Below are 25432 nucleotides of genomic sequence, written 5' to 3'. Positions count from 1 at the left end.
GCTTCAAAAAGTACCGAAAGAACAATACCCAGAGAGGTCAAAATTGCCAACGTTGAACATGCCAGCAAGAAGCCTTGTAACACGAACTCAACGTAGTGTTGAGCTTTAAAACGAGGACGAATGAATTTCCAACCTGCGGCACAGCCAGCTAGAGATAAAGAAACCAAAGCAACAGCCTTAATCAGGTTTCCGGTGTGGTTAAGCTGAGTGTAATGAGCCGCTGCATCTAGAAGAGCAGGATCTTCAGACTGGAGGATGCCTTTAGCGATATTTACAATTTGGCTAAATAGAAGATTGGTATTTCCCGTTGAGCTCTGGTGAGCTTCTGGCAGCTGTGCCAGCACCAAAGATTGAACCAAAGAAGGTTCGACGGCGTTCCAAATGAGAAAAAGGATTAAAGCGGGAACGGCTGCAAGAATAGCAGCGAAAGAACCGTAATAAGATGGACGCGAGTGAAAAGATTTCAATCCGCCCTGTGCGACTGCCAGCTCTTTGGAACGCTTACGCGCTACCAAAAATGCACTTATCGCTAAAAACAAAATTAACGCCATTAACGTCGACGCTTGCATACATACTCCGAAACAACAAGAGTGAATTGTACAAGGCCGGGTGCGCTTACCCGGCCTCTTAACCTAGCCTGAATTACAGGTTAGGAGTTAAATCTACAGCACTGTTACGAACAACTTTCCATTCGCGAGCTGCCAGTGGAATCAGACCACGGTCAGTCAGGTAGCCTTCATCACCGATTGCATCTTCAGATGTGAAAGAAGTAACGTACTCTTTCAGACCTGGAACAACGTTCTGGTGTGCTTTCTTCACGTAGAAGTAAAGAGAGCGAGACACTGGGTATGAGCCGTCACCGATAGCATTAAAGCTTGGTGCAACACCTGCAATCTTAGAGCCCTGCACTTTGTCAGAGTTTTGATCCAGGAAGCTGAAGCCGAAGATACCGAAAGCTTGTGGATTTGCATCAAGCTTCTGAACGATCAGGTTGTCGTTCTCACCTGCTTCGATGAACGCACCGTCTTCACGAATACCGTGACAAACTGCTTTGTACTTCTTCTTGTCTTGCTTCTTAAGAGCAGCAAGTTCTGGGTATTTCTTACAACCGCCTTCCATCGCAAGCTCTACGAATGCATCGCGAGTACCTGACGTTGGTGGTGGACCAAGAACTTCGATTTTAGTAGCAGGAAGAGATGGGTTTACATCTTTCCACGTTTTGTTTGGGTTAGGAATCAGGTTACCGTTCGCATCAGGAACAACTTTAGCCAGTGCAGTAAAGATGTCTTTCAGCTCAACATTGAATTGCTCGCTCTTCTTAGAGTTAGCGAATGCGATGCCGTCATAACCGATTTTGATTTCAACGATATCGTTTACGCCGTTCTTCGCACAAAGCTCAACTTCAGAGCTCTTGATTTTGCGAGAAGCGTTAGTGATATCTGGCGTGTTTTCGCCTACACCTGCACAAAACAGTTTAAGACCGCCGCCTGAACCCGTTGATTCAATTTTTGGAACAGCAAAAGACGATGTGCGGCCAAAGCGCTCAGCAACAACTGTAGCGAACGGGTAAACCGTCGATGAACCAACAATACTGATATAGTCACGAGATGCAGCGTGTGCATTACCCGCCATAAGTGCTGTCAGGCCAACAGTAGTCGCAGCCATCAGTGCCTTTAATTTCACATCAACCTCCAAGTCGATAGTTCTTTAGTAGATTCAAACAACCTTGTCTGTATCCATGTTTAGTCAATTTACGCCATACAAGTTAGAAATTTTCGGTTACACAAAACTGACTTTTTTATGAAGGTTTGATTACAGCGGGTCGCGTGATGAGTTTTTAGAGAGGAGCATCAGATTAAATCACAGCCTCACCGAAAGCGAAATTAGTTATAAATATCTGATTTTTATCAAATTAAAGACTGTTCATCTTACGAGGAACATTACTGACTGATCAATAGACAGATAAAAGCATCTATTATTCGCGCTATCAGTATAATGGACGTACTTCACATTTATTTTTCGAAAGTGTTACAGGTAACGATTAAGAAACTCCTTTTAACAAGAGGAGCTGGCAAGCTCTGAACGGAAACTAAAAAGATGCTGGGCTGTCGCGAAACGACGCTATTAACCTGCCTGAGGTATAAAGAAAGTAAACGTTGATATACCCTTGACTACCATCAGTCACGTACGTCCATGGTCTGCAAAGACAAAAGAGTAGTAGTAATCACAACATCACCGCTTTAAAAATAGTCAAAATAAGATAAATGCACTCTTATCGATACCTTTAGATAAACTAAGCGTCAATTTTTTATTTAATTAAAGCTGTTCTTTTTATTTGTGTCGTTATAAACGTCATTATTTTGGCGACTGTATCATTTATTCTCTTATTTGATAAAACATGAAGCAGATCCAATTAAATATCTATATTAATCAGCATATCTTCGAGCTATGCTAAATTTAACTCATGATACTTCTTAATTAAATATTGTAAAAAAAGACAATTCATATACTATCCGCCTCGGCTTACATTCAAAAACTCCGAGTACACAACAATCATTTAACGCATACGTTACATCAAGTTAAAAAATCAAAGAATACAGATTTTTTATTTATTCCAAGGCCATTTTTATTCAATTATTAAATCAATAACATTAAGGCTTGTTAGATGATTAAAACGATTTTTATAGATTTTGATGGTGTTATAAGGCATTGGGCTAACCATGACATCAAGTCAGCAGAAATGAAAAGTGGACTGCCAGAAGGGACTCTTTTTAAATATGCTTTTGATAATCAATTCTTATTGCCAGCGATAACAGGTAAGCAGTCCCATAGAGACTGGGTAATCAAGGTAGAAGACGCGATATCTCGCGACTTTGACAAAGACGCCGCAATCACACTTACTCAAGCATGGCTTAAAGCAGATTGCTTCGTTGATAGAGGGTTTCTGGACAAGGTGAGAAAGTCGATTCCTGAGGCGAAAATGGTTTTAGTGACGAATGCGACCGATAAACTTGATGAAGACCTTTCATCACATCACTTGCTCTACAGCTTTGACTTAGTCATTAACTCGGCCACCATCGGTATCGCTAAACCCGACCCCAGTTTTTTTCAACATGCATTGAAGCTAATGAAAACCGAGCCTGAATATGCTGTATTTATTGACGATCAGTTGAAAAATGTTAGGGAAGCAGAAAAACATGGTATGCATGGCATTCACCATACTGACAAAGTGCAAACACTTATTAATCTAAATACCCTTTCGCGCTGTAGTTTCGCGTATCATTAAAATATTGGTTGGCCATAATATGGCCAACCAATAAATTCATAAAAACGTTGCTATTTCCTCAAACTCTTTTTTCTTCGTAGCATGCTCAGGAATTGTAGCGCCCTCTTCAGGGTAACCCGCAATAATCAGCATATATGGACGGTCATTATCGTTATCATTATCTCTACCACATACTTTTTTGAGAAAGCTCATTGGTTTTGGTGTATGCGTTAATGTAACTAAACCTGCATTATGTAATGCCTGAATCAGGAAGCCTGTCGCGATCCCAACAGATTCATGTACGTAATAGTTGGTCTGCTCGTTATCATTCTCGATACCACCGCGTTTTTGTGAAAAAATAGCAATTAACCACGGGGCTTTCTCTAGATATGGTTTGTGTGCGTCAGTTCCAAGGGGTTTAAGCGCATCTAACCATTCTTCACCTGCCCTTCCCTCATAAAATGTTCTCTCTAATGCTTCTGCTTCTTCTCTTATTTGTGATTTGACTGACCTATCACTAATTGCAACAAAATGCCAAGGCTGATGATTGGCACCACTAGGCGCTGTTGCGGCTGCTTTAATACATTCTTCTATAATCTCTTTAGCAACAGGTTTGTCGGAAAAATCGCGAATTGTGTGTCTACGACGAATATTGAAGTAATGTGCTTTTGCTCGTGCCAGCATTTCATCTTCGGGGTATGACACATAATCCTCAAGTGGATAGTGATGTTCTGCCTGATTCATAAATTATCCTTATTTTACAGAGTGTTGAATACACTGCGCTTTATTCTCGCATTCTGGTAAACTCACAATAAGTTATTACTTTGAGTAATTAATAGGCAATATTCTAACTTTTAATTCAATACAGGAACACTTCGACAAAATCATATGTGCTATGTTTAAACCCACAATAAAAATGTGTAGTTCGTCGCAGGTAAGTTCAAATAAAACAAATTAAACCTATAAAACGTAAGTTTAGTTGCAGGAAGAGTAAAACTAGACAAGAGTTAACCTGAGCGATTACTCAAATAAATACAATTTAAATATAAATGACATTTAAGAAATTTTGAGTATGTTATGGAAAATAAGCTTTTAAGTTTTCGAATGCAATTGTTTGCATCAGTAATCCGAGCGGGTAGTTTTACTGTCGCAGCGGAACAATTGAACCTCACAAAATCAGGCCTAAGCAGCATATTACGGCTCTTGAGCAAGAACTCGGTGTGCAGTTAATGCACAGAACGACAAGGAAGCTCACCCTTTCGCATGCTGGTGAAATATTCTTCGACCGCTGTGTTGAACTCGAAAACCTTTTACGCATCGCCGTAGATGAATTAAACGAAACACAGTCAACGATATGTGGAAGCCTGACTTTAACAGCGCCTGAAGGGTTAGTCAGACCCGTTATTTCTCCCGTTGTCATTCAGTTAATGGCCAAGCATCCAGAGTTAACCATCGACCTTATTGTGTCAGACAAACAACTCGACCTCGTTCAGGGCAATATCGATGTCGCTATTCGAGCAGGCAAGTTAGTGGATAGTGCCAGTAAAGCCAGAAGGATTGGCGAAATAAACGAGCACTGGTACATAAACAAAAACATCGTATGTTCTGAATCTGTCGCTGAAATCGTATTACCATGGCAGAACAGCTCTTCTGAAAAACAACTTAAAGTCAGTACATTTCCAGCGGCTATTGAATTCGTGCTTCAAGGTGCAGGTATAGCACTTATACCTGACATCACAGTGTTGGATTTCATTGATGATGGCACCTTAGTGAAGGTAGAACATCCAGGTGAACCGGGTCTCAAGCAAGAGAGAATTCCTGTCTACGCAATGCACAACTACCAAAACCACACGCCTAGGAACGTTCAGTACGTCATCGCAGCAATAGAAGATGCCCTACAAAACTTGACAAAAAAGCTAGACAATATGTCCTAGTGTGTGAATCACCATAATGCACTCATCAGCCCGCCTCTGATCGCCTAGAGGCGGTCGGAGTAAAAGCAAAGTCAAACACAAAGTCTAAATATATAGTCCGAGTTAACGTTTTCTTTACGTCACATATCTACACTCTCGCCGCTGTTCCTAATCTACTTCAAACTATTTGAAAGTCATTTACGTGAATATTCATTAGATATGATTATCACATCAATTTTCAGCAGTGAACACCAACATGGATTAATTAATCAAAATAATACTTCAGTATAAGTAAATATAGTGGTTTATTGTTTCATTTTGTTCAGTGTTCACTTTTTAATATCAGCAGGTGATCGTTTATTCAACTATTCGCATTGAAATTTAAACAATAAGCAACATAATTGTCTAGGTTAACACTTAATTAACAGCAGAATCACACACGGAACACAGTGAACTGAGGACAAGAAAATGCACAATAAGTTTCTGATTGAAGCTTTTCAAACGCCTGATAACGTTGCCGAGGTCTTGGGCGGCTACTATGACGAACTGCCTAGTGATCCATATGTCGATAGTGATATTCGATTTCGTTCGTACGCTCATTTTCAAGCACATGAAGGTGGTTTAACAGAAAGGTTGCCACACAAACCATTCACGCAGTCTTCTCAGTTCAACCGTGTTGTCGGTGATATTGAGCGCCATTTCGAACCCATGAGTGATGAAATGGTACAAACAGCAGAGTTTCGTCACCTTGTAGACTCTTTTGTCGAGCGTACTGGTATCGATAAGGTTAATGGTCATTTCGATGTACACCAAATCCGCGTCACTTGCGATGAAGATGCAACAAGCGCGCCTGCACCAGAGGGAATTCATCAGGATGGATTTCGTTATGTCGGTATTTTCTGTGTGCAACGTAGAAATATTTCTGGCGGCTACACGCAAATATTTTCGTCGCCTGTCGATCAGCACCCGCACTTAAACACGGTACTGGAAGAAAATCAGTTCATCATTCTGAATGACAGCCGTTACTTCCACCATATTTCCGAAACACTCTCAAGTAAAGCAGGCGAAAAAGGAGTTAGAGATGTCTTCGTCTTCACTGCAGATTAAGCAAAAAATTGAAGAAATCAGAGCGGGATTTCCCGCTCTTCAGCAGTCTATAAATGGGTTCACCCCAGCCTATTTTGACGGTCCCGGCGGGACACAGTTACCTGCGACAGTGCAGGCTGCATTCTCAAATTATCTGGCTTCCGGCAATTCCAATTTAGGCGGACAATTCTCAGTCAGCCGTAATACAGTTGAATTGGTTAATAACGCTAGGGAACATGCAGCAGCCATGCTGAATGCCCCGTCCAGAGACGAAATTGTCTTCGGCGCAAATATGACGTCAATGACATTGCATTTCAGTCGTTCAATTGCTCGCACTTGGAAAGCGGGTGATGAAATCATTCTCAGCGATGCAGACCATGGTGCAAACCGCTCGTGCTGGGCGATGGCCGCGGAAGAAAGAGGCGTAACGGTTCATTACCTACCGGTAACAGGCAAGACATGTGAGCTAGACATTGCCAAGCTTGATGAATTGCTGTCGGACAAAACGCGTTTGGTTGCGGTCACAGCGGCAAGCAACCTGAGTGGCACTACCGTTGATATTGATACTGTTGTTAAGAAAGCTAAAGCCGCTGGCGCTGTGGCGTTTATTGATGCCGTTCATCTACTGCCCCACCAGCTGGTTGACGTGCAGGCACTAGGTGCTGACTTTGTTGCTGCCTCAGCGTATAAGTTTTTTGGTCCCCACCTAGGCCTAATATGGGGACATTCGGAGCTTCTTAACTCTTTGACACCTTATAAAGTAGAACCAGCACCAAACTATGCGCCGAACTGTTGGGAAACCGGAACGCTAAACTTTGAGGCGATTTCGGCATTCGTAGAGGCTGTCAAATATCTTGCATCGCTCGGCGAAGGTGAAGATTTACGTTCTCAGTTAGTCTCAGGTTACGAGCAGATCCATGCTTACGAAACCAGCCTCGCTGAGTACTTTCTGAATGCACTATCACAACATGACGACATTGAGCTTATCGGCCAACCTTCTGCTCAAGGCAGAACGGCAACGTTTGCTCTTCGTTTCGGTGATACGCCTCCCGCAGAGGTCGCAGCGCATCTAGGTGAACAGGAAATCTATGCATGGACAGGTCACCTATACGCTGACAGATTGACAGATGCTTTAAACATCACGGATAAAGGTGGCATTCTGCGTGTTGGCTTGATGCACTACAACACCACCGAAGAAATTGACCGTTTATTCGTAGCACTGGCAAAAATTGTCAGTTAAATTCATAAAAAATGAGGGGGTATCCGTCCCCTCATTCATCATCATGCGCTTAGTTTACCCCGCTAAAACTGCTGCAATATCTTAAAACTTCATAAAAATCGAATTATTCACCTCAAAAACATTCCTCACTGAGAACCGATCAATAACGAATAAGTCAATTCAACTCTGTTAACACCCTTTTGGTAAAATCTAGGGTGATAATTACTATTAAACAGAATCATACATGATGTTTTCAAATTTATGAGAGGTGATTCTGTCAATCGAAAGGCATTACATTGACCAGAGTACTTTGAAAAGACAATTCAGAGACTAACTGACAGAATATTCTATAACTACTTGATAGCGAATTTATTCATTTGATTTAAAGGGTAAAGATTGGACTATTTTTGTTTTGAACAAATTAACTCTTTAAAAGAGCCATTAGCAATAACGTTTGACGACGAAAACTTTGCTTATCAGATAGGGAGAAACCTTTTAAAGTACAGAAAAATTGCTGATATTAATCAGCAGGTCATGGCGGAAGCTTTTGGTGTATCGATTGCACAATATAGGAAGTACGAAAAAGGTGAAGATTGTCCCAAAATGCATTCAGTTGCAAGATGGTCAATCATCACTGGCTCGCCAAATACACTCCTTCTTAGTGATACTGACTATGCTCAATATGTGAGTATCCCCGAAAAAGTATGGGAGCTCGTCCCATTCTTATGTGCCTTATCTCATTCGAGTGATTTAGTTTTCAACTCTTTATTTTCATTGAGCCGAGAAATTGTAGACGTAGCATCTGAACAAGAGGTATTTTTCGGTGATGTACCTGATTTAAGCAATATACTTATTGACATTGAGTCGAACTATTATGTGAAAGTTGCTAAAAACATGAAGCTAATTCGTGATTGCCTTGAACTATCGCAAGATTCATTATCTGAGCTTTTAGGTATATCTCTCTCAGCATATCAGCAATATGAAAAGCAAATTAACTCCCCAAGAATATCTTTTTCTTTCTTTGCGCGTTCTCATTCAATTTTGCAGCTGAATAGTCGCTGGGCGACGACAGGAAAAACTGAATTTTCTAAATTTAATCTTAGAAGGAATCATCGAATTTCCCTAATGTTACCAATAATTAATTCCTCTTCACGTCATCAAAAGGTTTCGATACAGGAAATATTTAAGTCCGTATCACAGTCATTAATTAATGAACAGCTAGATAGCGAAATTTCAAAGTATGAATCATTGAAAAGTAATTGAAAATAGGCTGAGTTTACAAAAAATCAATAATCTCAGCCTGCGTATATCAAACGGCTAATGGTGAAGCATGTCGCCATACTCCATGTTTCCACCTTAAACTGCACACAATACAGCGTAAGTATTCATCGACTAAAAGTGCAAGCCAAACACCAACTAGCCCATAGTCAAATACAACTGAAAACAAGAAGACAAGTGGTAGACACACTAACCACATACTGGCGATAGATAGCGTTACCGGGTATTTTGCATCTCCTGATACCACAAGGCTGTTTACAATCACCATATTCACAGCGCCAGCAGGGTGACGAAGTAGGTCAATAAAAAGCAAAGTTGAGCCTAGCACCCATATATCTCTGTCCTGAGTGAATATTTGGAAAGCGAAGTCAGAGCTTAACCATATAATTAAGATCATGGCTGCACTTCCCAATATACTGAGTCTAATACTTTGGCGAATTTGTTCACCTATTCTTGTAAAATCACCAGCACCTAAAAGATGAGAGACAATAATTCTATTTCCAACGCCTATTGCTTGCGAGTATATAACTGGTATAAGTATCAAGTTCAATGTATATATTCTTGTTGATATAGCTAGAGTACCAAGTGAAATAACAGTTACAGTGATAAAAAAACGATTAAATTCATATGACATCGGCTCCATTGTTGCAGGGATACCTATTTTCATTGATTGACTTAAATACTGTTTCATTTCCAAAAATGAACCATGAAAATTAAATTTCACTTTTTTATTTAAATGAACAAAGTAAATAACAATAGATAGACCAACCAAGTAAGATAAAGCAGATGCAAGCGCTACATACTGTACACCATCAAAGCCAAAATCTAACCAACCAAAAATAAAAATTGAGTTTAAAATAATATTTAATATATTAGCAATGAGTGTGGAGTACATATTCAGATTTGTCCATCCATTGATATTTAGGATACTTCCATAACCAATTTGAATAGACTTTATGAGTAGTGCTGGTGCAAAAATCAACAAATATGAACTTGTTAATATGTTCATATCGTCATTAAGCCCCATCCACTTTCCAATATCTTGGTGAAGTAATAAGTAAACTAACGTCACGCATAAGCCAATTGAAAAGTTGAAGATAATAGTAAAATAATAATTTGCCGCTAGCCTTTTATACATATTTGCGCCAAGCATCTGACCTAAAACGCCAGTCGTCCCAATCGATAGAGAGTGTAAAATGACAATTGGGATTACGATAACTGGCATAAGAGTACCAATTGCCGCTGCTGAAGAATCAGAGATGCTATTTAAAAATAGAACGTCAGTAAATGTTATTAGATATGTAAGAAGAACTTCGATAAAGATTGGCCATGTTATCTTTACTAGACCTTTCTCTATAACGATATTACTTGATGAGTTTTGCGTTTTGTTTTTTTTCATTTTTCTACTTTTTTAACTAAATATTCACAAACATAATGTGTATTCAAATCTCTGTTTTTTATCTTAGAATCAACTTTGCCTACTTTGATAGATCTTATCCATTCTTCAATCATTGCATAAAATCCTTTTGCGTATAAAATATCGGACCACTCAGGCAAATTAAGCATACTTGAACTTTCATTTTCATGGACCACGCCATTAAAAAAGTCACTGAACTGATAAGTTTTATTTGCAGTTGAAAACTCTAAGGTTTCAATCGTTTTACCATATTCTCTATTCATACTCCCACTAAACAAGCAGTATCTGCTTTCCCATGAGATATTAACTTTCGATAGCATCCCCATATTTGACAGGTAATTTACATGTATAGAGTCAGGTGATGTGTCACCTAATATATTTAGTGAATCTACTACATGTATCATATCATTAAAGATAAAATCTCTTGGTGACGAAGGATGTTTGTATCTATTTTTTTCCATTGAAAATCTTGAATCCTTTCACTATTAAGGTACTTACTCCACAGGGGACTATACCGACGATTAAAACCAATGAATAAAGGCGTAGACTTTTTCTCCGCAATATTATGTAAATTTTCATATTCTGAATATAACATTGCAGCTGGTTTATCAACAAATACTGCTATGCCAATGTTTAGGAAATAGTGTGCGATTTCAAAATGCGATTGACTTGTTGTATGAATCATTACAGCATCTATGTTCATATCTTTAAGTTTTTTATAATCAATAACAATCTGGTTTATCTTGAATTCTTCCGCTACTAACTTGACAAGCTCTTCTTTTCTTCCGCATAGAATTAACTCCATTTCAGGAGTGCGCGACAATATAGGTAAATATGCTTTACGAGCAATATCTCCTATTCCAATTAAAGCTATCTTCATAAGTAGAATTTCAACTTAAGTAAATTAGTATTTATCTCTTAATTTTAAATAATTAATATACACTTCAATGTTGTGGCACTTACCAATCAGAGACATTTACATCGTATTTGAAAGATTGCTTTCCTAACATGGGAAAACATAACAACTTACAGTAATTTTTTTACTATGATTCAACATGTTTTTTCTTATTGTTTAATCGTATCTCGAATATATAGATTCGTGAGGTTTACCCAATACGTGACGCTTGAGGTTTTATGCCTGTGTTTTGCTTAAAGTCGTTGAGAAATATGCTGGGCCTTCAAAGCCAATACAACAGGCTATCTGATCAATATGTGCCTGCGTGTAGATGAGCCTGCGGTTTGCCTCATCCAGTAGCTTCACCAGAGCATTTTCCTCGCGCAATAATTTTCACTTGGAGCCGACAGATTCGGGCCTAAATAGAAATACCCGTCTCACGATCATATTTGCTCATTAGCTATTTTTAACTGATGCTTTTTAGTCGGCCGATAGGCTGAAAAGCTGATCTGAAGGAAAATCACGTCCCCATTATCATCAGGCAAGAGCATAAATCTGCCGACTATATCGTGAGGTTTGAGTACCGAATTATTCGTGCTCACGAAAATCTCACTGATGCCGCGATTAATTCTTACACTGACTTTTATTGTGGGATACCAATTAGTTAGTCACCACAACGCGAAGTGTCTGGCGACTTTGACAAAGACGATCGAAATGACAGAATTTCATGCGCTGCACTCATTCTTGCTACGTACAACAGTTGTTAACTCTGCCACAATCTGGTGCACAAACTTTGAGCTTTGACGCGTTGCTCGTATCTGTTATCTGCCATAGTAAACCAGCCTTGTGGACGACGACGAGAGACATAATGGTCCATTTAAGAAGGGGCAATATAACAAGTGCTCATGGTTCGAACGCGTTTGTTGAAAATAATCACTAGGGATGGAAACAATCTATGAAAGACGAAACACTTGCGATACATCACGGATATACCACGGATCCAACAACCAAAAGTGTTGCCACGCCAATTTATCAAACCGTAGCTTATGAATTCGACAATGCTCAGCATGGTGCGGATTTATTTAACCTCGAAGTTCCCGGCAATATCTATACACGCATCATGAACCCAACCAATGATGTGTTAGAACAACGGATGGCTGCGTTAGAGGGTGGTATCGCATCGTTAGTCGTTAGTGCCGGTAGTGCTGCGATCAATTATGCCATCCTTACTCTCGCTCAAGCTGGTGACAATATCGTCTCTACACCGCAACTCTATGGCGGTACTTATACGCTGTTTGCCCACATGCTGCCTAATCAGGGCATCGAAGTAAGATTTGCAAAAGATGACAGCCCTGAAAGCCTCGCCGAGCTGATCGATGAGAATACCAAAGCCGTGTATTGCGAAAGCATCGGTAACCCAGCAGGTAACATTGTCGATATCGCCGGAATCGCTGACCTTGCCCACGCACAAGGCGTTCCTGTCATCGTTGATAATACCGTTGCGACACCAGTGTTATGTAAGCCAATCCAACACGGTGCAGATATCGTGGTTCACTCGTTGACCAAGTATATCGGTGGCCACGGTACCACCCTGGGGGGTGTGATTGTTGATTCGGGCACATTCCCTTGGGATCAGCATAAAGAACGCTTCCCAGTCCTTAATCAGCCAGAGCCTTCTTATCACGGCGTTGTTTACACAGAAGCGTTTGGTCCAGCTGCCTTTATTGGACGCGCGCGCACTGTGCCGCTGCGTAACACTGGTGCAGCGCTCTCACCCATGAATGCTTTCATGTTAATGCAAGGTCTTGAAACTCTTCCACTTCGTATGGAAAGACATGTCGAAAATGCAGTTAAAGTGGCCCAGTATCTCGAATCTAACGACAAGGTTAGTTGGGTAAGCTATGCAGGTCTTGAATCGTCTGAGTACTACCCTCTGGCAGAGAAGTACATGGGCGGTAAACCCTCTGCCATTCTTTCGTTTGGTCTTAAAGACGGCTACGACGCAGGCGTTCGCTTCTTTGATGCCCTTCAAATGATCAAACGACTGGTAAACATTGGGGATGCGAAATCACTGGCATGTCACCCAGCATCAACTACACACCGCCAGTTAACACCAGAAGAACAAGCTCAAGCAGGTGTCACACCAGAGATGATTCGGATATCGGTGGGTATTGAGCACATTGATGACATTATTGCTGATATCGAGCAAGCACTGAACGCTTAAGGCGTTTATTTAGCTCAACGGTCACCACCTCCATAGGAGGTGGTTTAAAACTGATAATGAAAAGAAGCCCAGTTGGACTTCTTTTTTTATCTTGGTGGTGGAAACGACTCATCAAAGTAAGGGCGCTGACAACATCACCACAGCAACATGAACAACCATGAACCATAACACCAAGCTAGAAAAAATGTAGAACGTAAATCTCAGATGTACATTATTAACAGTACAGTGGATCAAACTATGTATTCCCCTAAGACAGACATACGCCCACGCCGCTATTGAAAGTACCTCATCAACCAAACCCGACTGAATCGCCATTACGCTTATCACGTAGAAAAGCACAGGCAACTCAAAGAGGTTTTTAAGATTATCTGAAGGATATGAAACCTCTTCAGGCATTAGTTCAACCAGCGCAGAAGATTTCCCCAATTTCGCGTAGTCAACATGATGCGTCATAATGTAGGACAAACGGCGGATATACATGTAAACCCATACGACAAAGGTCAGTGAAATCATCGCTAATACCTGAAGCCATAATGTCGTTGTCAGTAACTCTTGCAACACTACTCATCACCCCTCAAAAATCGATAAGTTGTCTTTATTTTTATTGGAATAAATCACCAGCGTGCCAGCTAATTTGTCGTGCCAGCCTTGCTTACGTTGATCAATAGCTATCCAGAATAATCCCAGCCCAAACGGCACCGACGCGATAATGTAACCCAAATATCGAACAACATATTGTGTTGTTGTCGGCCTTAGCCCCGTTTGTGCATCAACGATTTTGGCCGAAAGCACCATTTTTCCAGGAGTTGCCGCGCGGTAAGACCAAAAGAGGATCGTGACGATAAAAGGTAGAACAACCCTCACGAACATATCCGTACTCCCCAGAAAAATTTTTTCAGAATGCAGGTATTGTTCTCCATAGACCGAGTAAAGGATCGGTACCGTCACAATCGCCATCAACACACCGTCGATGAGCGATGCAACCACACGTGGGAAAAAACCTACATAGTGATGCTGATGTTGATTATCTGATTCTTCGTCCATTTAGACTACCAGCAGGCTCAGTAAATAATTGTGCAGATACCAATAATAATACCTGCTATCAAGCATTTGTGATGACTCAATATTTGTTCATCACTCAGAGTCTCAGCATCACACTGAAGGAAAATAAGCATTAAATCGCGAGTAAGCGTTCATAAATAGGTGTAAATATGCGTAAAGAGACTTTCCACGTCGACCAAAAGCTCTTTATTGTTAGTCCCTGTTTAGGAGCAGATACCACGTATTTTCACCACCGACTATGCAAACGGGGTAAGAATGGCAGTAATGAGTGACATCGACAACTCACCCAAACGGATTCACAGACTTCTGTGTCAGGCAACCTTTGGGGCAAACAAGAAAGACCTAGAAGCAGTGAAAGTCATCGGCTTCAGGCAGTGGTATGAGAACCAAAGTAAGGTCAAGCCAAGTCTACACCTCCCCTTATCCATTGAGTTCACACCGGACTTTGAAAAAAAGAACAGAGTGAGAGGCACAGCAAGACTTGGCGCTTGGTGGAGAAACAGTCTGGAAGGTGAAGATCAGGTCAGACAAAGAATGGCCTTTGCTCTGAGCCAGATTTTCGTCGTCTCTGAGAACGGAGCCAGTAACCATCAACTCTTGGCGAGTTACTACGATTTACTCGTAAAACATGCCCTAGAGAACTTCCGGGATCTTTTTTACGACGTGACGCTACATATTGCCATGGGTCGTTTCCTGACATTGCGCGGCAGTCGGAAAGCCAACATCAAAAAGAATACCTTCCCAGACGAAAACTATGCCCGCGAATGTATGCAGCTTTTCACGCTGGGTTTATGGCTGTTGAATGATGACGGCACACCAAAATTGGATCAATCAGGCCGAAAGATCCCTGCCTACACACAGGAAGATGTCGAAGAGTTGTCGCGAGTTCTCACGGGTTGGAGTGGCGGAAGCAGCACCTCTCCCATGGTCTCGAAGAGCAGACACCACGATAAAGGGGAAAAGACAGTATTGGGGGCAATTTTCAAACCCAAACAATCCGCTGAACAAGACCTGTCACAAGCCGTGGACTTGCTGTTCAATCATCCAAATACGCCACCATTTATCGCTAACCTTCTGATAAAACGCTTCGTGGCCAGTAACCCTAGACCTGAGTTTATCCAGCGTGTCGCCACGGTATTTAAAAATAACGGTAAAGGTGTAAGAGGTGATCTCAAAGCAACGCTGTTCGCCATTCTCACCGATCCAGATGCAGTGAACGGCGTTGCGCCGGCAACGACGAAGCAGCAAGGCATCGCCACTTTGGTAAGTTAAAAGAGCCGATCATTGCCATTGCCAATCAAGCCCGGGCATTGGGCATGCGCTCGCAAAGAAAAGTCTGGCGAGACATCAGCACCGCAAAAAAGCTAGGCCAAGCTCCCTTAGCTGCACCGTCTGTGTTTAATTTCTACACACCTGATTTTGCACCACAGGGCGAGATTTCAGACATAGGACTCACCGCACCCGAATTCAAACTAACGACCTCAAATTATTTGTTGCAAATCCAAAACCTTATCTGGCAAATGAGTGGAGCGACTGGCGGGGGCAGGAAGAAATTGTGGGCTTACGATGCTTCTGATTTTCTTAAAGCGCAGAAGACGTCGACAGATTTGGTTGCACTGGTGGACGAGCGATTTTTTGGTCAGACAATGTCCGATGCGCTTCGACAACGACTGATAAAGCTCTTAGACAACTCCCTTAATAGAAAGCCCGCGCTAAGCAGAGTTCGCGGCACCCTATATGTGGCTCTGACATCCCCAGAGTTTTTTGCTGAGGAGGCTATCGTATGAAGACAAGCAGAAGACAATTCCTGAAAACATCAGCAGCATTGACCGCAGCATCGAGCGTCACGCCGTCAATCAGCATAGCCTCTGAGCCGCAGGATCACAAAGCATTAGTTATCGTCTTTCTTTTTGGCGGCAACGATGCTTATAACACTTTGATTCCTCTCTCACAGGCAGGGTATGAGACCTATAAAAAGGTTCGTCCCTCGTTGGCCTTGAGTAGAAATGATGTGATAGATACAGGCCTTCGAACAGAGAACGGTGAGCCACTTGGTATTCACAAGGCAATGGAAAAGCTTGTGCCTTTCTTCAAGCGCGGAGAAGCTTCAGCCATCATTAATAGCGGCCAGCTTATCGAACCTACCAAGGCATCAGACATCAAAGCCAAACGCGTGACACTTCCTGACTTTTTGATGGCACACAACACCCAGCAGGCAATGTGGCAAACAGGCGCAAGTAACCTTGGGCTCTCCCTTGGCTGGGCGGGTCGAGTCATGGATTCACTTAATCCTACAAGTGATCTATCACCGCTATTTTCCGTCAAAGGTGATTCGCTTCTAACCCGAGGAGATCGCCTGCCTCAGACCATCGTCAGTAAGAGCGGTGTCGGTGAATATGAAGCATGGCACCAGTCAGCACTTCGAGATGGCTACTTCGAACACTTTTCTGATGCGGGTTACAGTAATCTGTATTCGGAAAACTATGCGAGAAAAATGCGTGACAGTGTATTGGAGAACGAAAGCCTCAGGGAAATTCTCCAGAAACACACAGTGAAAGGCAACTACCCACAGAGCGATTTGGGTGGCCAATTAGCCATGGTAGAAAGGCTGATTGATGCACGCCACTCTCTCAAACAACCCAGACAGGTATTTTTTGTGGGCATGGGGGGATTTGATACCCATCATGACCAGCGAGAAAAGCATCCCATACTGCTTAAGCAGGTCAGCGAAGCGTTAGCCAGTTTCCAAGAGTCACTTGTTAAACTCGGCATCTCAGATCAAGTCATCACCCTGACGATGTCGGATTTTGGCCGACGAGCTCAGGCTAACGAGACTGGCACAGACCACGGTTGGGGTGGACATCAGTTTATATTGGGCGGCGCGGTCAAGGGGGGAAAAGCATTTGGTCGATGGCCAGATCTCTCTCAAGGCAGTGAGAGTGACTACAAAAACGGCAGGATAATTCCCGGTATTGCATCGGATCAAGTAAACGCGGACCTCTGTAGTTGGCTGGGTGTGAGCAGCACCATCATTCAGGACATTTTCCCGAACCTCATCAACTTCAGAGATACACCGCTGTCGATTATATGATCGTTGATTTCCCATCTCATCCGTTAATGGTTTTTAAGAGGCAAAAAAAGCGCTTATAAGCTATCTTGATAAGCGCTTTTCTAAATGAAAACTAGGTTCAAAAGCGGTCTGCACCACTTTGGCTGATACCGCCGCCCGTTGCAGCATTGTATTCACGCTGCAAAATAGACGTATCGCTTCTGACGCTTGACGATTTCCCTTCAGTTCCGCCTGTCGAACCATTGAACGTCTTGGTCGAACTGGATATCTGCGGCTTTGCTGATTTTGAGGCGACTGCCGCAATGACGGTCGGCTGTGTTGCCGCTCGTTGTGCGAAATTAACGTGCCTTATCGGCTGCTGCTGCGGTTGCTGGGGTTGTTGCTGAGCCTGTTGCGGCTGAGGTGCAGGCTGCCTTGGCTGATTGTTATTAAGCAGAAAATCGTAACCTTTTCCGTTAAAAACATTGCCGTGCCATCCACCAATACCTTGACTCGCTGACGTTCCAGCGTTTACAAAACCCGTAGGGCTTACGCTACCGCCCAGGGCCATTGTTTGTGGTCCCAAGCCCCCTAAATTCATATCAACTCTCCTCACCATCTGACACAGTTACCAGTAATGTGTGTTTACTGGGCTGCATTGAATTAAAAAAGACAAACGCTAAAAAGTACGTTTAGTCTTTTTACTTTAAAGGTGAGTGACCTGGAGAAGGAGATAGTTCCATATTGATAGACAAAATTTAAATCGGCCTCCATTTTTCCTTATTATTTAGTAGCTTCTAATCAATGTATTGTCCTAATTTTTGGTACTTTAGGAAAAATCCGTCAGGGAATGCAAAATCTACTGGTTAGTCAACAGCCATAAACACAACGGGACACTGAGAATACTGAATACCGTAGAGAACAAAATCGATGTAGCTACTTCAGGCATAATCCTCTGATAGCGCTGAGAAAAAATATATGCATTCACACCAATCGGCATAGAAGCCATCACAGTTGCGGTAACCGTCCATGTTTCACTCAAACCAAATACATACGTGCTGAATAGATACACCAGCAGAGGTAGCATCAGGTTTTTAAACACCACCAGAAGCAACGGAACCCTTGAGCTAAATGTTAACGGAAATTGACTGATCGACGCGCCCAAGACGAACAACGTCAGAGGTATCGCCGCTTCAGAGAACAGGGAAAGCGAAGCACTCAGCAAATCGGGCAGTGAGAATGGCAAAACATTGACCAAAAGACCGCTGAAGATGGCAAGTGTAATTGGGTTTTTCAGTATCTCACTAAAAATTCGCACAACCGATAGAAGCACTTTTTTACGGTCAAAACGTCCACGTTCAGCAAAGAAAAACCCAAGTAAATAGATGGTTAGCGCATGAACTGATATCAACATGAACAGGGGAAGCATTGCGTCATCCCCCAGCGTATAGTGGATAACAGGTATACCAATAACAACCGCATTTGAAAACGTTGCAGAAAAGCCCAGTACACTCTGTGTTTCGCACTCATCGCTAAATAGATACCTCGCGATAAACGCTGTTAACGAGAAAACAATGAATACTGACAGGTAATAAGAGAGTAATAGGCTCCATTCAATATTATCCGGCACGGCGAGCGTCGACATTTTAGTAAACAACATCACCGGAATAGCCATTGAGAAGGTAAATTTAGAAAGTGACTGAATATCTGAGCGGGATAACTTTCCTGATTTTGCGGTCAGGAAACCAAAAAGTGACACCAGAAAAACAGGTAAAATAGAAACAACAACTAACATCTTCTAACCCAGAAATTTATATCGAACAGCCGATTTGCGTACCTCTAATAAAGGAAATGGCTAAGATTGATTGATAACTCAGCCGTTCATCTTACAAGAATGAGAGGCAATGGTTTAAAACGAAGTTGAGACGCTAGGCGTGGTCACCAATTAGCGTATCAGAGAAATGGTTTAAAACCGCCTCGCTATCAACGCTGATCGCCACAGACTGACTTGGTCTTTGTTCCCACGCATCATTTGAAAAGACTCTACTTTCTGTTTTCTGGATCGTCATCCCCTCAGCGCCTCCCTCTTCTACAACTACAATCGGTCCTTCTCTGAGTTCAAATAACTCGGGCCGAGACACGTAAACCAACGCAGCGGGGTCGTGTAAGTAACAGGCTTTTCGTTTTAACTCAGTTTCGTAAAAGCCAAGATAAAACTGACTGACATCATAAATAAAGCGCCCTTTTTCACCTGCATGATCTCGAAGTGTTTCGATATAGTGCTCTTCACACGCTATCTCGTGTGTCACATCAAGACCGATAACAACCACTGGCCAGTTTGCAGCAAAAACAATATTTGCAGCATGAGGGTCGTCATGAACATTTGCCTCCGCAACAGGCGAAACATTACCTCTATGCCCGTTTTCACCAAAAGCACCGCCCATAATCACAACGTTCTTAACCAGTGAGACGGCTTCGGGTGCATTCTGAACAAGCAGCGCGAGATTAGTAAGAGGCCCCACAGCCACCAACGTGATTTCACCCGGGTTAGCAGTAATTTTTTTGGCCATGTACTGCCAAGCCGTTTCTTCTTCAGCGACTGATTTTGGTGCGTCTGCAACGACACTGCCAAGACCATGCTCACCATGCACAATAACTGTCGGTCCATTCGGGGTCTTTATCAGTGGAGCAGCGGCACCGCATGCAACATCAAAAGAAGCATTGAATTTATCCTTGATGAACAGAGCATTTCGGGTTGTGTCTTCAATTGTGGCGTTACCGAAGACTGTGGTAATGCCCATTAACTTAAGATGTTTGTTCGCCAACACATACATGATTGCCATTGCATCGTCGATACCCGGATCCGTGTCCAGAATAATTGTTTCAGCCATCCTTGCCTCATTCATCCAGCCATCTCAATCAATGGTGTCTGGTTGCATCGTTAGTATTGTCACGATGTTACAACATTCACCTTTTTACGACCCGAGTTTCGAGGCGTTGAGAAAGTCGAATGTGATCGCACGCATCCTACCTTACCTTGAGCTTTATTTTGCTTAACTTTGATTACTGTTCATCCAGCTCGTACGACATTAACGTGTACCCCTAAAACAAGTCAGTCAAAGAACAGACAAATAAGAGAAAGCAATGAATACAGATACGGCCCAGAGGCCAGCCATCAAGACAAAAAGTTCCCCTTCCCTTACCTTCTGCCTGCAGCCCATTATTGATATTAAAACGTTAAAAACGCATGCACTTGAACTGTTAACACGTGTCAAACTCCAATCTGGAGAATGCCTAAACAGCGAACCTTTCTTTGCAAATCTAAACGAAGTCAGCCTGCAAACCATCATCCGAGACCAGATCACCGCACTCAACGAACAAGCTGATATCTACAACTCAGCAAATTTGACAATTTCTATCAATATTCCGATGCGTTACTTTGTGCAACCTAAGTACATGGAAGAAGTCATCAACATGGCGCGTTTCCCACTGGCGATAGAAGTGACAGAAATCGATACGTTCACTGGCCAACACCTGCAATTCTGGGATTCAGCGGCACTGCTAAAAGAACATGGCTACCAGATTTGGCTGGACGACTATCTGCCCTCCCCGGTCAATGATCTAGTGCTCAATCTTATTCGCTGGGATGCCATCAAAATCGACCAGCGCTTTCTCTACAGCAACATCGACAAACCCGATGCAATGAAAGCACTGCTTGAAACAGTAATATTGCATTGCAAAGACATCGTCACGGAAGGCATTGAAACAAGCTATATGCACTGCCAGCTCAAAGCGTACGACATTTACGCGCAAGGGTTTTACTACGCAAGACCACTAGACATGGACATGAGCTTCACAAACTATGCGTTGAGAAACCAGTAAAGCCCCACAAAGCTTATAGCGAGAAACCATATTGTGCAGGGAGCTCCCATTCCTTGTGCTGAAAGCTTCGCAAAGAGAAATCTACTTGTTTATGACCACCAAAACCTCACCACCAGCCTCTGTATTACTGATAACAACCTGACCGGATAACAGCATGGTTAGCTCATAAATCAAAACTAAACCGATGCCAAATCCATCGGCATTTTTAATTAAAGACGTATCTTTATTTCTGAATGTTGCGACCACATCGTCAGGAAAACCCGGACCATCATCGTTGATTCGAATAACGTCATGATGAGGATAAGACTTGAAGGAAACATCAACACAGCTTTTGGTATAGCGAAAAGCATTAGACAAACTGTTTTGCAAAAGTATGGTAACCAGCTTCTTGTCAGAAATGAGGGTCTGATTACAGTTCACAAACCGATAGCACTTGTCTTCTGGAATCAGCGCTAAAGAGTCGATAAGCACCGATTCAAACGTAAACTGCTCTTTGTGCAACTCTACCTCGTTATTCAGGATCTTATAAAGATGGAGGCTACTTTCACATATTAGGTTAAGGTTAGAGACCTGCCCTGACAGCTTATTGCGCAGAAACTTACTGTCACCCTCATGTTGCGACAAAATATCTGTGGTTAACTGAATTGCAGCTAACGGCGTTCTGATGTCATGAGGTAAAGAACCGAAGATCAGTTTCTTCTTGCGCTGCAACCGTAAAATCGAATCTGCCATTGCATGTTGATTGGCAATCAGAGATTTCACCGGCTCAGGTCCGTGCAAACGAACCCTACGTCTCAGGTCTCCGCACGACAACGCACTTGAAAGCTCCTCAAGCCGACCTAACCCGCGAGACCACGAAAATAAGATTCCCCCCATCACCAGCAAGGTACAGCCAAGTTGTAGTAAGAGATCAACCGTCCAAATCCTAAATGCATAGGCTCTGCTGACAAAAACATACGGGTCGTCTTTTTCCAGCTTCATCGCCACGGGCGTGCCTCCATCCGAGAACCCTTGCATTGGCGGATAGGCTGAGATTTTCTCTACATCTGTATCAATCAGACAAATGAATGAATCTGAGCACGTTTCGCCATCTTTGCATGAGTATGAAATCTCTTCAGCAGAATTTAAGACACCTGGTTTGCATATTGAGGGCGTATCTGGTGAGAATTCCTCAACCCAAAGGGTTAAGTAAGCTTCAGAAACTGCTTTTGCGAAAATAAAGCCAAGAAGAACAGAAAGTGTGATTTGTAAAAAAAATGTTCTCATTGTTTTTCAATATCTCGGGTTAAATAAAATCCTCTACTTCGCTTATTTTTTATTAACTCCTGACCAACAAAATATTTACTTATTTTCTTTCTTAACGAGGACAAACGCATATATATCGATTTATCATCAGCATTTGCTTCGTAACCATGAATATCAAAGAATAAATCGTGTACTGACTTTGGTTCATCGCTTTGAGCAAGTATCTCCAAAATTTCAAACTCGGAGGGTAATAAATGAACGGTTATATCTTGATAAAGAAGTTGGCTCTCTTTCATCGAAAGGATAAGTTTTTCTTGTAATTTCACAGTGGGAGAAATAAGTCGTTTAATTCTTTCTTTCAGCACATTAGCTCTGATTGGCTTTCTAATGTAATCATCAGCGCCAAGAACCAATGCGTTTGTCTCTGAAAGCTCGCTATCATTAGCAGTCATCATGATAACCGGGGTAAGAATCGATGCATCCCTTAAAGAAGTCAGTATTTCAAACCCCGTATGAACAGGTAACTGAATATCAAGCAATATAAGACGGGGCGTTTTTTCTATAACCAGATTCAACGCATTTTCACCAGAGTTATGACGAAAAACTGAATAGTTTTCAACCGTACTTAAAAAGTAGGTCAACATATCACCAAGTTCTTTATCATCTTCAATGATAAGAATATCTATACACATATTTTTTATTCTTTATAAATAGAGAATCTTGAGTGATTTATGAACAAAACCAGCATCAACATTTAATTTAAATTATTATTATATATTAACAATATAACAACAGAGTGAATCGTAAGATATGATTCAATTGAATATCATCGCTATTTTACATTTTTGATGATGTTATCAAAGGCGAAATGTCTATTTTTCTGACTTCAATCATCCAGAAAGTTTAAAAGGCCATGCATTTAATTATTGATATGTGCCGTATTTACTCAGGCCTATCCGGGACAGTATGTGTTTGAACAGGTAGCATACGTTTCAAACTACACTATTAATGAAACGTGCAACTTGTTGAACATTAACAGCACAAACACAACTGGAGCGAACTGTGACCATTTCGGTTGGAATCATTGGTTTTGGAACCATTGGCCAAAGGATTTACCAAGCACTATCAAAACATTCTTCATTTCACGTTTCGTGTGTCTACGATTCCGATTTAGAAAAACTGAAAGCGCTCGATAGCGGCACGGACGCACTCTCATCACCCGATGAAATGTTTACTCGCAGTGATGTTGATCTTGTCTATGTTGGCACGCCACCAGCAAGCCATATCGATTATTGCTACAAAGCAATCGAGGCGAAGAAGGCTATCTGGGTTGAAAAACCGCTCGCTGTCGACATAGAAGCAGCAGAAAAACTGGTTGAAGATGTCGAGAAAAGCGGCCTACCTGCTGTCGTAAACCTCCCCGGAGCAGCCAGTCCCTCACTTGATACGCTAAAGCTACTGCTCTCAGATATCCCCCAGGAAGAGATCGAAAATGTTGAGATGCAAATTCACTTCAGCCAGTGGCCGCGTAAATGGCAGGAAAATGCCAGTAGTTGGCTCAGCTTAAAAGAGCAAGGTGGCTTTCTGCGCGAAGTCGTTACGCATTTCTTTTTTATGCACCAGCGATTGCTTGGCTCCATGACGCTTGAAAACGCAGAGGTGAACTACCCCGACGACAGATCGTCTGAAACCTTTGTCAATGCTGACTACCTCTCGGGCAATATCCCGGTCAGGTTGGAAGCATCAAGTGATGTCGTCGCCGAAGATTACCTCGAATGGAAACTTACGGGAAAACATAAATCTATTCGTGAACTGAATTGGCGGATGATCGAAGTTAAAGAGGGCGACACGTGGAAAGAAGTCACCGTCAATGGCGAGCACCAATACCTAAGCGAACTAATCAAACTCATGGCTGGCGAAAAGAACAAATTGGCGACGCTCCGTGAAGCACTTGAAGTACAAAAAATGATAGAGAGGACTTTGGCGGAAGGCGACACTTAACTTCATCCCTATCTAAACGCGCTATGAGGCACTTTCATGTATACGCTGTTTTACTTTCCACGAAATGCCAGCTTTGCGCCGCACATGTTATTGGCACACCTCGGTGTGCCCTATCAACTTGAATTAGTCGATAGAAAATCGGCGGCACAAAAGTCTGATGCTTACCTCGCTCTGAATCCAACAGGACGAATTCCTACCTTGGTAGACGATCAGACTGTGCTGTTTGAGAGTGCAGCAATCTGTTTATACCTCAGTGAAAAACATCCAGAGAGTCATTTGATACCATCACTGGGCACGACTGAGCGCGCCACCTTTCATCAGTGGCTGTTTTATCTCACCGCCAGTTTGCAACCAGAACTAATGATGTATTTTTATCCCGAGCGTCATACAGAGTCAGACGGCGATTCGCAAGCAATCAAACGCGCGCAGGAGGAACGACTGACGGAGATGTTTGCCTTGCTGGATAAAACATTGGCTAACTCAGCGTTTCTTTGCGGCAACACACTGACAGCCTGCGACTACTTTTTGTTCATGCTTGCGCATTGGGGAAGCGGTTTGTCTGCGCCACCCTTGTCGTTCCCAAACCTCAGGCGCTTTCTTGCCAGATGGCCAATCAACCTGCAGTAAAAACGGTGTGCGACAAAGAAGGAACATCACTTAAGATGTATATTAATCAATAAGGTACATGTTCCACACTTTGGATTTAAATCACAAAAACGTTGCATGACATGACAATGAATTGTGATAAATTATGATTTTAGTCAGCCAGTTAACATCCATTTTTGATCTGATTGGCTATGAGAAAACTACCCAATGTTATTCCTTACGCCGCTGTGAATATATATTTTGTTTACGCCAATGTTTGCCTAACCAGTCATGGTGATATGACTAGGCAG

General features: G+C 42.3%; 24 protein-coding genes and 2 pseudogenes. 13 read left to right on the top strand and 13 right to left on the bottom strand.

Annotation, left to right across the window (positions count from 1 at the left end; translation table 11 throughout):
* Positions 1-98: 98 nt before the first annotated feature.
* Together CS022_RS28145 and CS022_RS14765 are read right to left on the bottom strand one after the other, a co-directional pair.
* Positions 99-551 (bottom strand): annotated as a pseudogene (locus tag CS022_RS28145) (phosphate ABC transporter permease family protein); the annotation flags it as partial.
* Positions 552-642: 91 nt separating this feature from the next.
* The gene (locus CS022_RS14765; protein ID WP_129122942.1) at positions 643-1683 is read right to left on the bottom strand and encodes a substrate-binding domain-containing protein; all 1041 of its coding nucleotides are present in this window, start codon (positions 1681-1683) and stop codon (positions 643-645) included.
* Positions 1684-2665: 982 nt separating this feature from the next.
* Between CS022_RS14765 and CS022_RS14760 the strand changes: the two genes are divergently transcribed.
* Positions 2666-3286 (top strand): HAD-IA family hydrolase, encoded by a 621-nt coding sequence (locus CS022_RS14760; RefSeq protein ID WP_129122941.1) that lies wholly within the window; start codon positions 2666-2668, stop codon positions 3284-3286.
* A 36-nt stretch (positions 3287-3322) separates the two neighbouring features.
* On the opposite strand, the gene CS022_RS14755 is transcribed toward CS022_RS14760, so the two are convergent.
* The gene (locus CS022_RS14755; protein ID WP_129122940.1) at positions 3323-4009 is read right to left on the bottom strand and encodes a nitroreductase family protein; all 687 of its coding nucleotides are present in this window, start codon (positions 4007-4009) and stop codon (positions 3323-3325) included.
* A gap of 333 nt (positions 4010-4342) precedes the next feature.
* Here CS022_RS14755 and CS022_RS28140 point away from each other — a divergent pair.
* From CS022_RS28140 to CS022_RS14730, 5 genes and pseudogenes are all read left to right on the top strand, one after another.
* A pseudogene (locus CS022_RS28140) lies at positions 4343-4479 on the top strand (LysR family transcriptional regulator); the annotation flags it as partial.
* A 15-nt stretch (positions 4480-4494) separates the two neighbouring features.
* Positions 4495-5199, top strand: a complete 705-nt coding sequence (locus CS022_RS14745) for a LysR family transcriptional regulator (RefSeq protein WP_129122938.1) — start codon at positions 4495-4497, stop codon at positions 5197-5199.
* Positions 5200-5646: 447 nt separating this feature from the next.
* Complete coding sequence (locus CS022_RS14740) at positions 5647-6285, top strand: 2OG-Fe dioxygenase family protein (RefSeq protein ID WP_129122937.1); 639 nt, start codon at positions 5647-5649, stop codon at positions 6283-6285.
* Positions 6260-7504 (top strand): cysteine desulfurase-like protein, encoded by a 1245-nt coding sequence (locus CS022_RS14735; protein ID WP_129122936.1) that lies wholly within the window; start codon positions 6260-6262, stop codon positions 7502-7504. Before CS022_RS14740 ends, CS022_RS14735 begins: the two co-directional genes overlap by 26 nt.
* A gap of 375 nt (positions 7505-7879) precedes the next feature.
* Positions 7880-8746 (top strand): helix-turn-helix domain-containing protein, encoded by an 867-nt coding sequence (locus CS022_RS14730; protein WP_129122935.1) that lies wholly within the window; start codon positions 7880-7882, stop codon positions 8744-8746.
* Positions 8747-8792: 46 nt separating this feature from the next.
* On the opposite strand, the gene CS022_RS14725 is transcribed toward CS022_RS14730, so the two are convergent.
* The 3 genes from CS022_RS14725 to CS022_RS14715 are packed head-to-tail and all read right to left on the bottom strand — an operon-like array spanning position 8793 to position 11058.
* On the bottom strand, positions 8793-10160 hold the full coding sequence (locus CS022_RS14725) for an MATE family efflux transporter (RefSeq protein ID WP_129122934.1): 1368 nt from the start codon (positions 10158-10160) through the stop codon (positions 8793-8795).
* Positions 10157-10639 (bottom strand): hypothetical protein, encoded by a 483-nt coding sequence (locus tag CS022_RS14720; protein ID WP_129122933.1) that lies wholly within the window; start codon positions 10637-10639, stop codon positions 10157-10159. Before CS022_RS14720 ends, CS022_RS14725 begins: the two co-directional genes overlap by 4 nt.
* Positions 10579-11058, bottom strand: a complete 480-nt coding sequence (locus CS022_RS14715) for a Gfo/Idh/MocA family protein (RefSeq protein WP_129122932.1) — start codon at positions 11056-11058, stop codon at positions 10579-10581. The genes CS022_RS14720 and CS022_RS14715 overlap by 61 nt, the downstream gene beginning before the upstream one ends.
* Before the next feature lie 970 nt (positions 11059-12028).
* Between CS022_RS14715 and CS022_RS14710 the strand changes: the two genes are divergently transcribed.
* Complete coding sequence (locus tag CS022_RS14710; protein ID WP_129122931.1) at positions 12029-13297, top strand: O-acetylhomoserine aminocarboxypropyltransferase/cysteine synthase family protein; 1269 nt, start codon at positions 12029-12031, stop codon at positions 13295-13297.
* Between the two features lie 111 nt (positions 13298-13408).
* Here the strand turns inward: CS022_RS14710 and CS022_RS14705 are convergent, their stop codons facing one another.
* Positions 13409-13858: an MAPEG family protein gene (locus tag CS022_RS14705; RefSeq protein ID WP_129122930.1), complete on the bottom strand. Its 450-nt coding sequence runs from the start codon at positions 13856-13858 to the stop codon at positions 13409-13411.
* 6 nt (positions 13859-13864) lie between these two features.
* Positions 13865-14341, bottom strand: a complete 477-nt coding sequence (locus tag CS022_RS14700) for an RDD family protein (protein WP_129122929.1) — start codon at positions 14339-14341, stop codon at positions 13865-13867.
* Between the two features lie 273 nt (positions 14342-14614).
* Here CS022_RS14700 and CS022_RS14695 point away from each other — a divergent pair, with 273 nt between their 5' ends.
* Genes CS022_RS14695 through CS022_RS14690 form a run of 3 tightly spaced genes read left to right on the top strand, consistent with a single transcriptional unit; the run spans position 14615 to position 17450 of the window.
* Positions 14615-15631 carry a DUF1800 domain-containing protein gene (locus tag CS022_RS14695; RefSeq protein WP_201746292.1) on the top strand — a complete coding sequence of 339 codons (1017 nt, stop codon included), beginning with the start codon at positions 14615-14617 and terminating at the stop codon, positions 15629-15631.
* A gap of 38 nt (positions 15632-15669) precedes the next feature.
* Complete coding sequence (locus CS022_RS25445) at positions 15670-16146, top strand: DUF1800 family protein (protein WP_408057248.1); 477 nt, start codon at positions 15670-15672, stop codon at positions 16144-16146.
* A complete protein-coding gene (locus CS022_RS14690) occupies positions 16143-17450 on the top strand; it encodes a DUF1501 domain-containing protein (protein ID WP_129122928.1) in 1308 nt (435 codons plus the stop codon). Before CS022_RS25445 ends, CS022_RS14690 begins: the two co-directional genes overlap by 4 nt.
* A gap of 97 nt (positions 17451-17547) precedes the next feature.
* Here the strand turns inward: CS022_RS14690 and CS022_RS14685 are convergent, their stop codons facing one another.
* From CS022_RS14685 to CS022_RS14675, 3 genes are all read right to left on the bottom strand, one after another.
* A complete protein-coding gene (locus CS022_RS14685) occupies positions 17548-18009 on the bottom strand; it encodes a hypothetical protein (RefSeq protein WP_129122927.1) in 462 nt (153 codons plus the stop codon).
* A gap of 258 nt (positions 18010-18267) precedes the next feature.
* On the bottom strand, positions 18268-19203 hold the full coding sequence (locus CS022_RS14680; protein ID WP_129122926.1) for an AEC family transporter: 936 nt from the start codon (positions 19201-19203) through the stop codon (positions 18268-18270).
* A 133-nt stretch (positions 19204-19336) separates the two neighbouring features.
* Entirely contained in the window at positions 19337-20299 is a 963-nt protein-coding gene (locus CS022_RS14675; protein WP_129122925.1) for a nucleoside hydrolase, read from the bottom strand.
* Between the two features lie 253 nt (positions 20300-20552).
* Here CS022_RS14675 and CS022_RS14670 point away from each other — a divergent pair, with 253 nt between their 5' ends.
* The gene (locus CS022_RS14670; RefSeq protein WP_129122924.1) at positions 20553-21290 is read left to right on the top strand and encodes an EAL domain-containing protein; all 738 of its coding nucleotides are present in this window, start codon (positions 20553-20555) and stop codon (positions 21288-21290) included.
* Positions 21291-21371: 81 nt separating this feature from the next.
* Here CS022_RS14670 and CS022_RS14665 read toward each other — a convergent pair whose 3' ends face one another.
* Both CS022_RS14665 and CS022_RS14660 read right to left on the bottom strand, forming a co-directional pair.
* Positions 21372-22556, bottom strand: coding sequence for a sensor histidine kinase (locus tag CS022_RS14665; protein ID WP_129122923.1), 1185 nt, complete (start codon positions 22554-22556; stop codon positions 21372-21374).
* Positions 22553-23227: a response regulator transcription factor gene (locus tag CS022_RS14660; protein WP_129122922.1), complete on the bottom strand. Its 675-nt coding sequence runs from the start codon at positions 23225-23227 to the stop codon at positions 22553-22555. The genes CS022_RS14665 and CS022_RS14660 overlap by 4 nt, the downstream gene beginning before the upstream one ends.
* Before the next feature lie 370 nt (positions 23228-23597).
* On the opposite strand from CS022_RS14660, the gene CS022_RS14655 reads away from it, so the two are divergent.
* Both CS022_RS14655 and CS022_RS14650 read left to right on the top strand, forming a co-directional pair.
* Positions 23598-24536 (top strand): Gfo/Idh/MocA family protein, encoded by a 939-nt coding sequence (locus CS022_RS14655; RefSeq protein WP_161569649.1) that lies wholly within the window; start codon positions 23598-23600, stop codon positions 24534-24536.
* 36 nt (positions 24537-24572) lie between these two features.
* A complete protein-coding gene (locus tag CS022_RS14650) occupies positions 24573-25163 on the top strand; it encodes a glutathione S-transferase family protein (RefSeq protein WP_235869522.1) in 591 nt (196 codons plus the stop codon).
* The last annotated feature ends 269 nt before the right edge of the window (positions 25164-25432 follow it).

Origin of the sequence: Veronia nyctiphanis (genome assembly GCF_004116385.1) — a bacterium.
In the GTDB taxonomy this organism is placed as follows: Bacteria; Pseudomonadota; Gammaproteobacteria; order Enterobacterales; family Vibrionaceae; genus Veronia; species Veronia nyctiphanis.
This window is presented reverse-complemented; position numbering and strand designations above follow the sequence as displayed.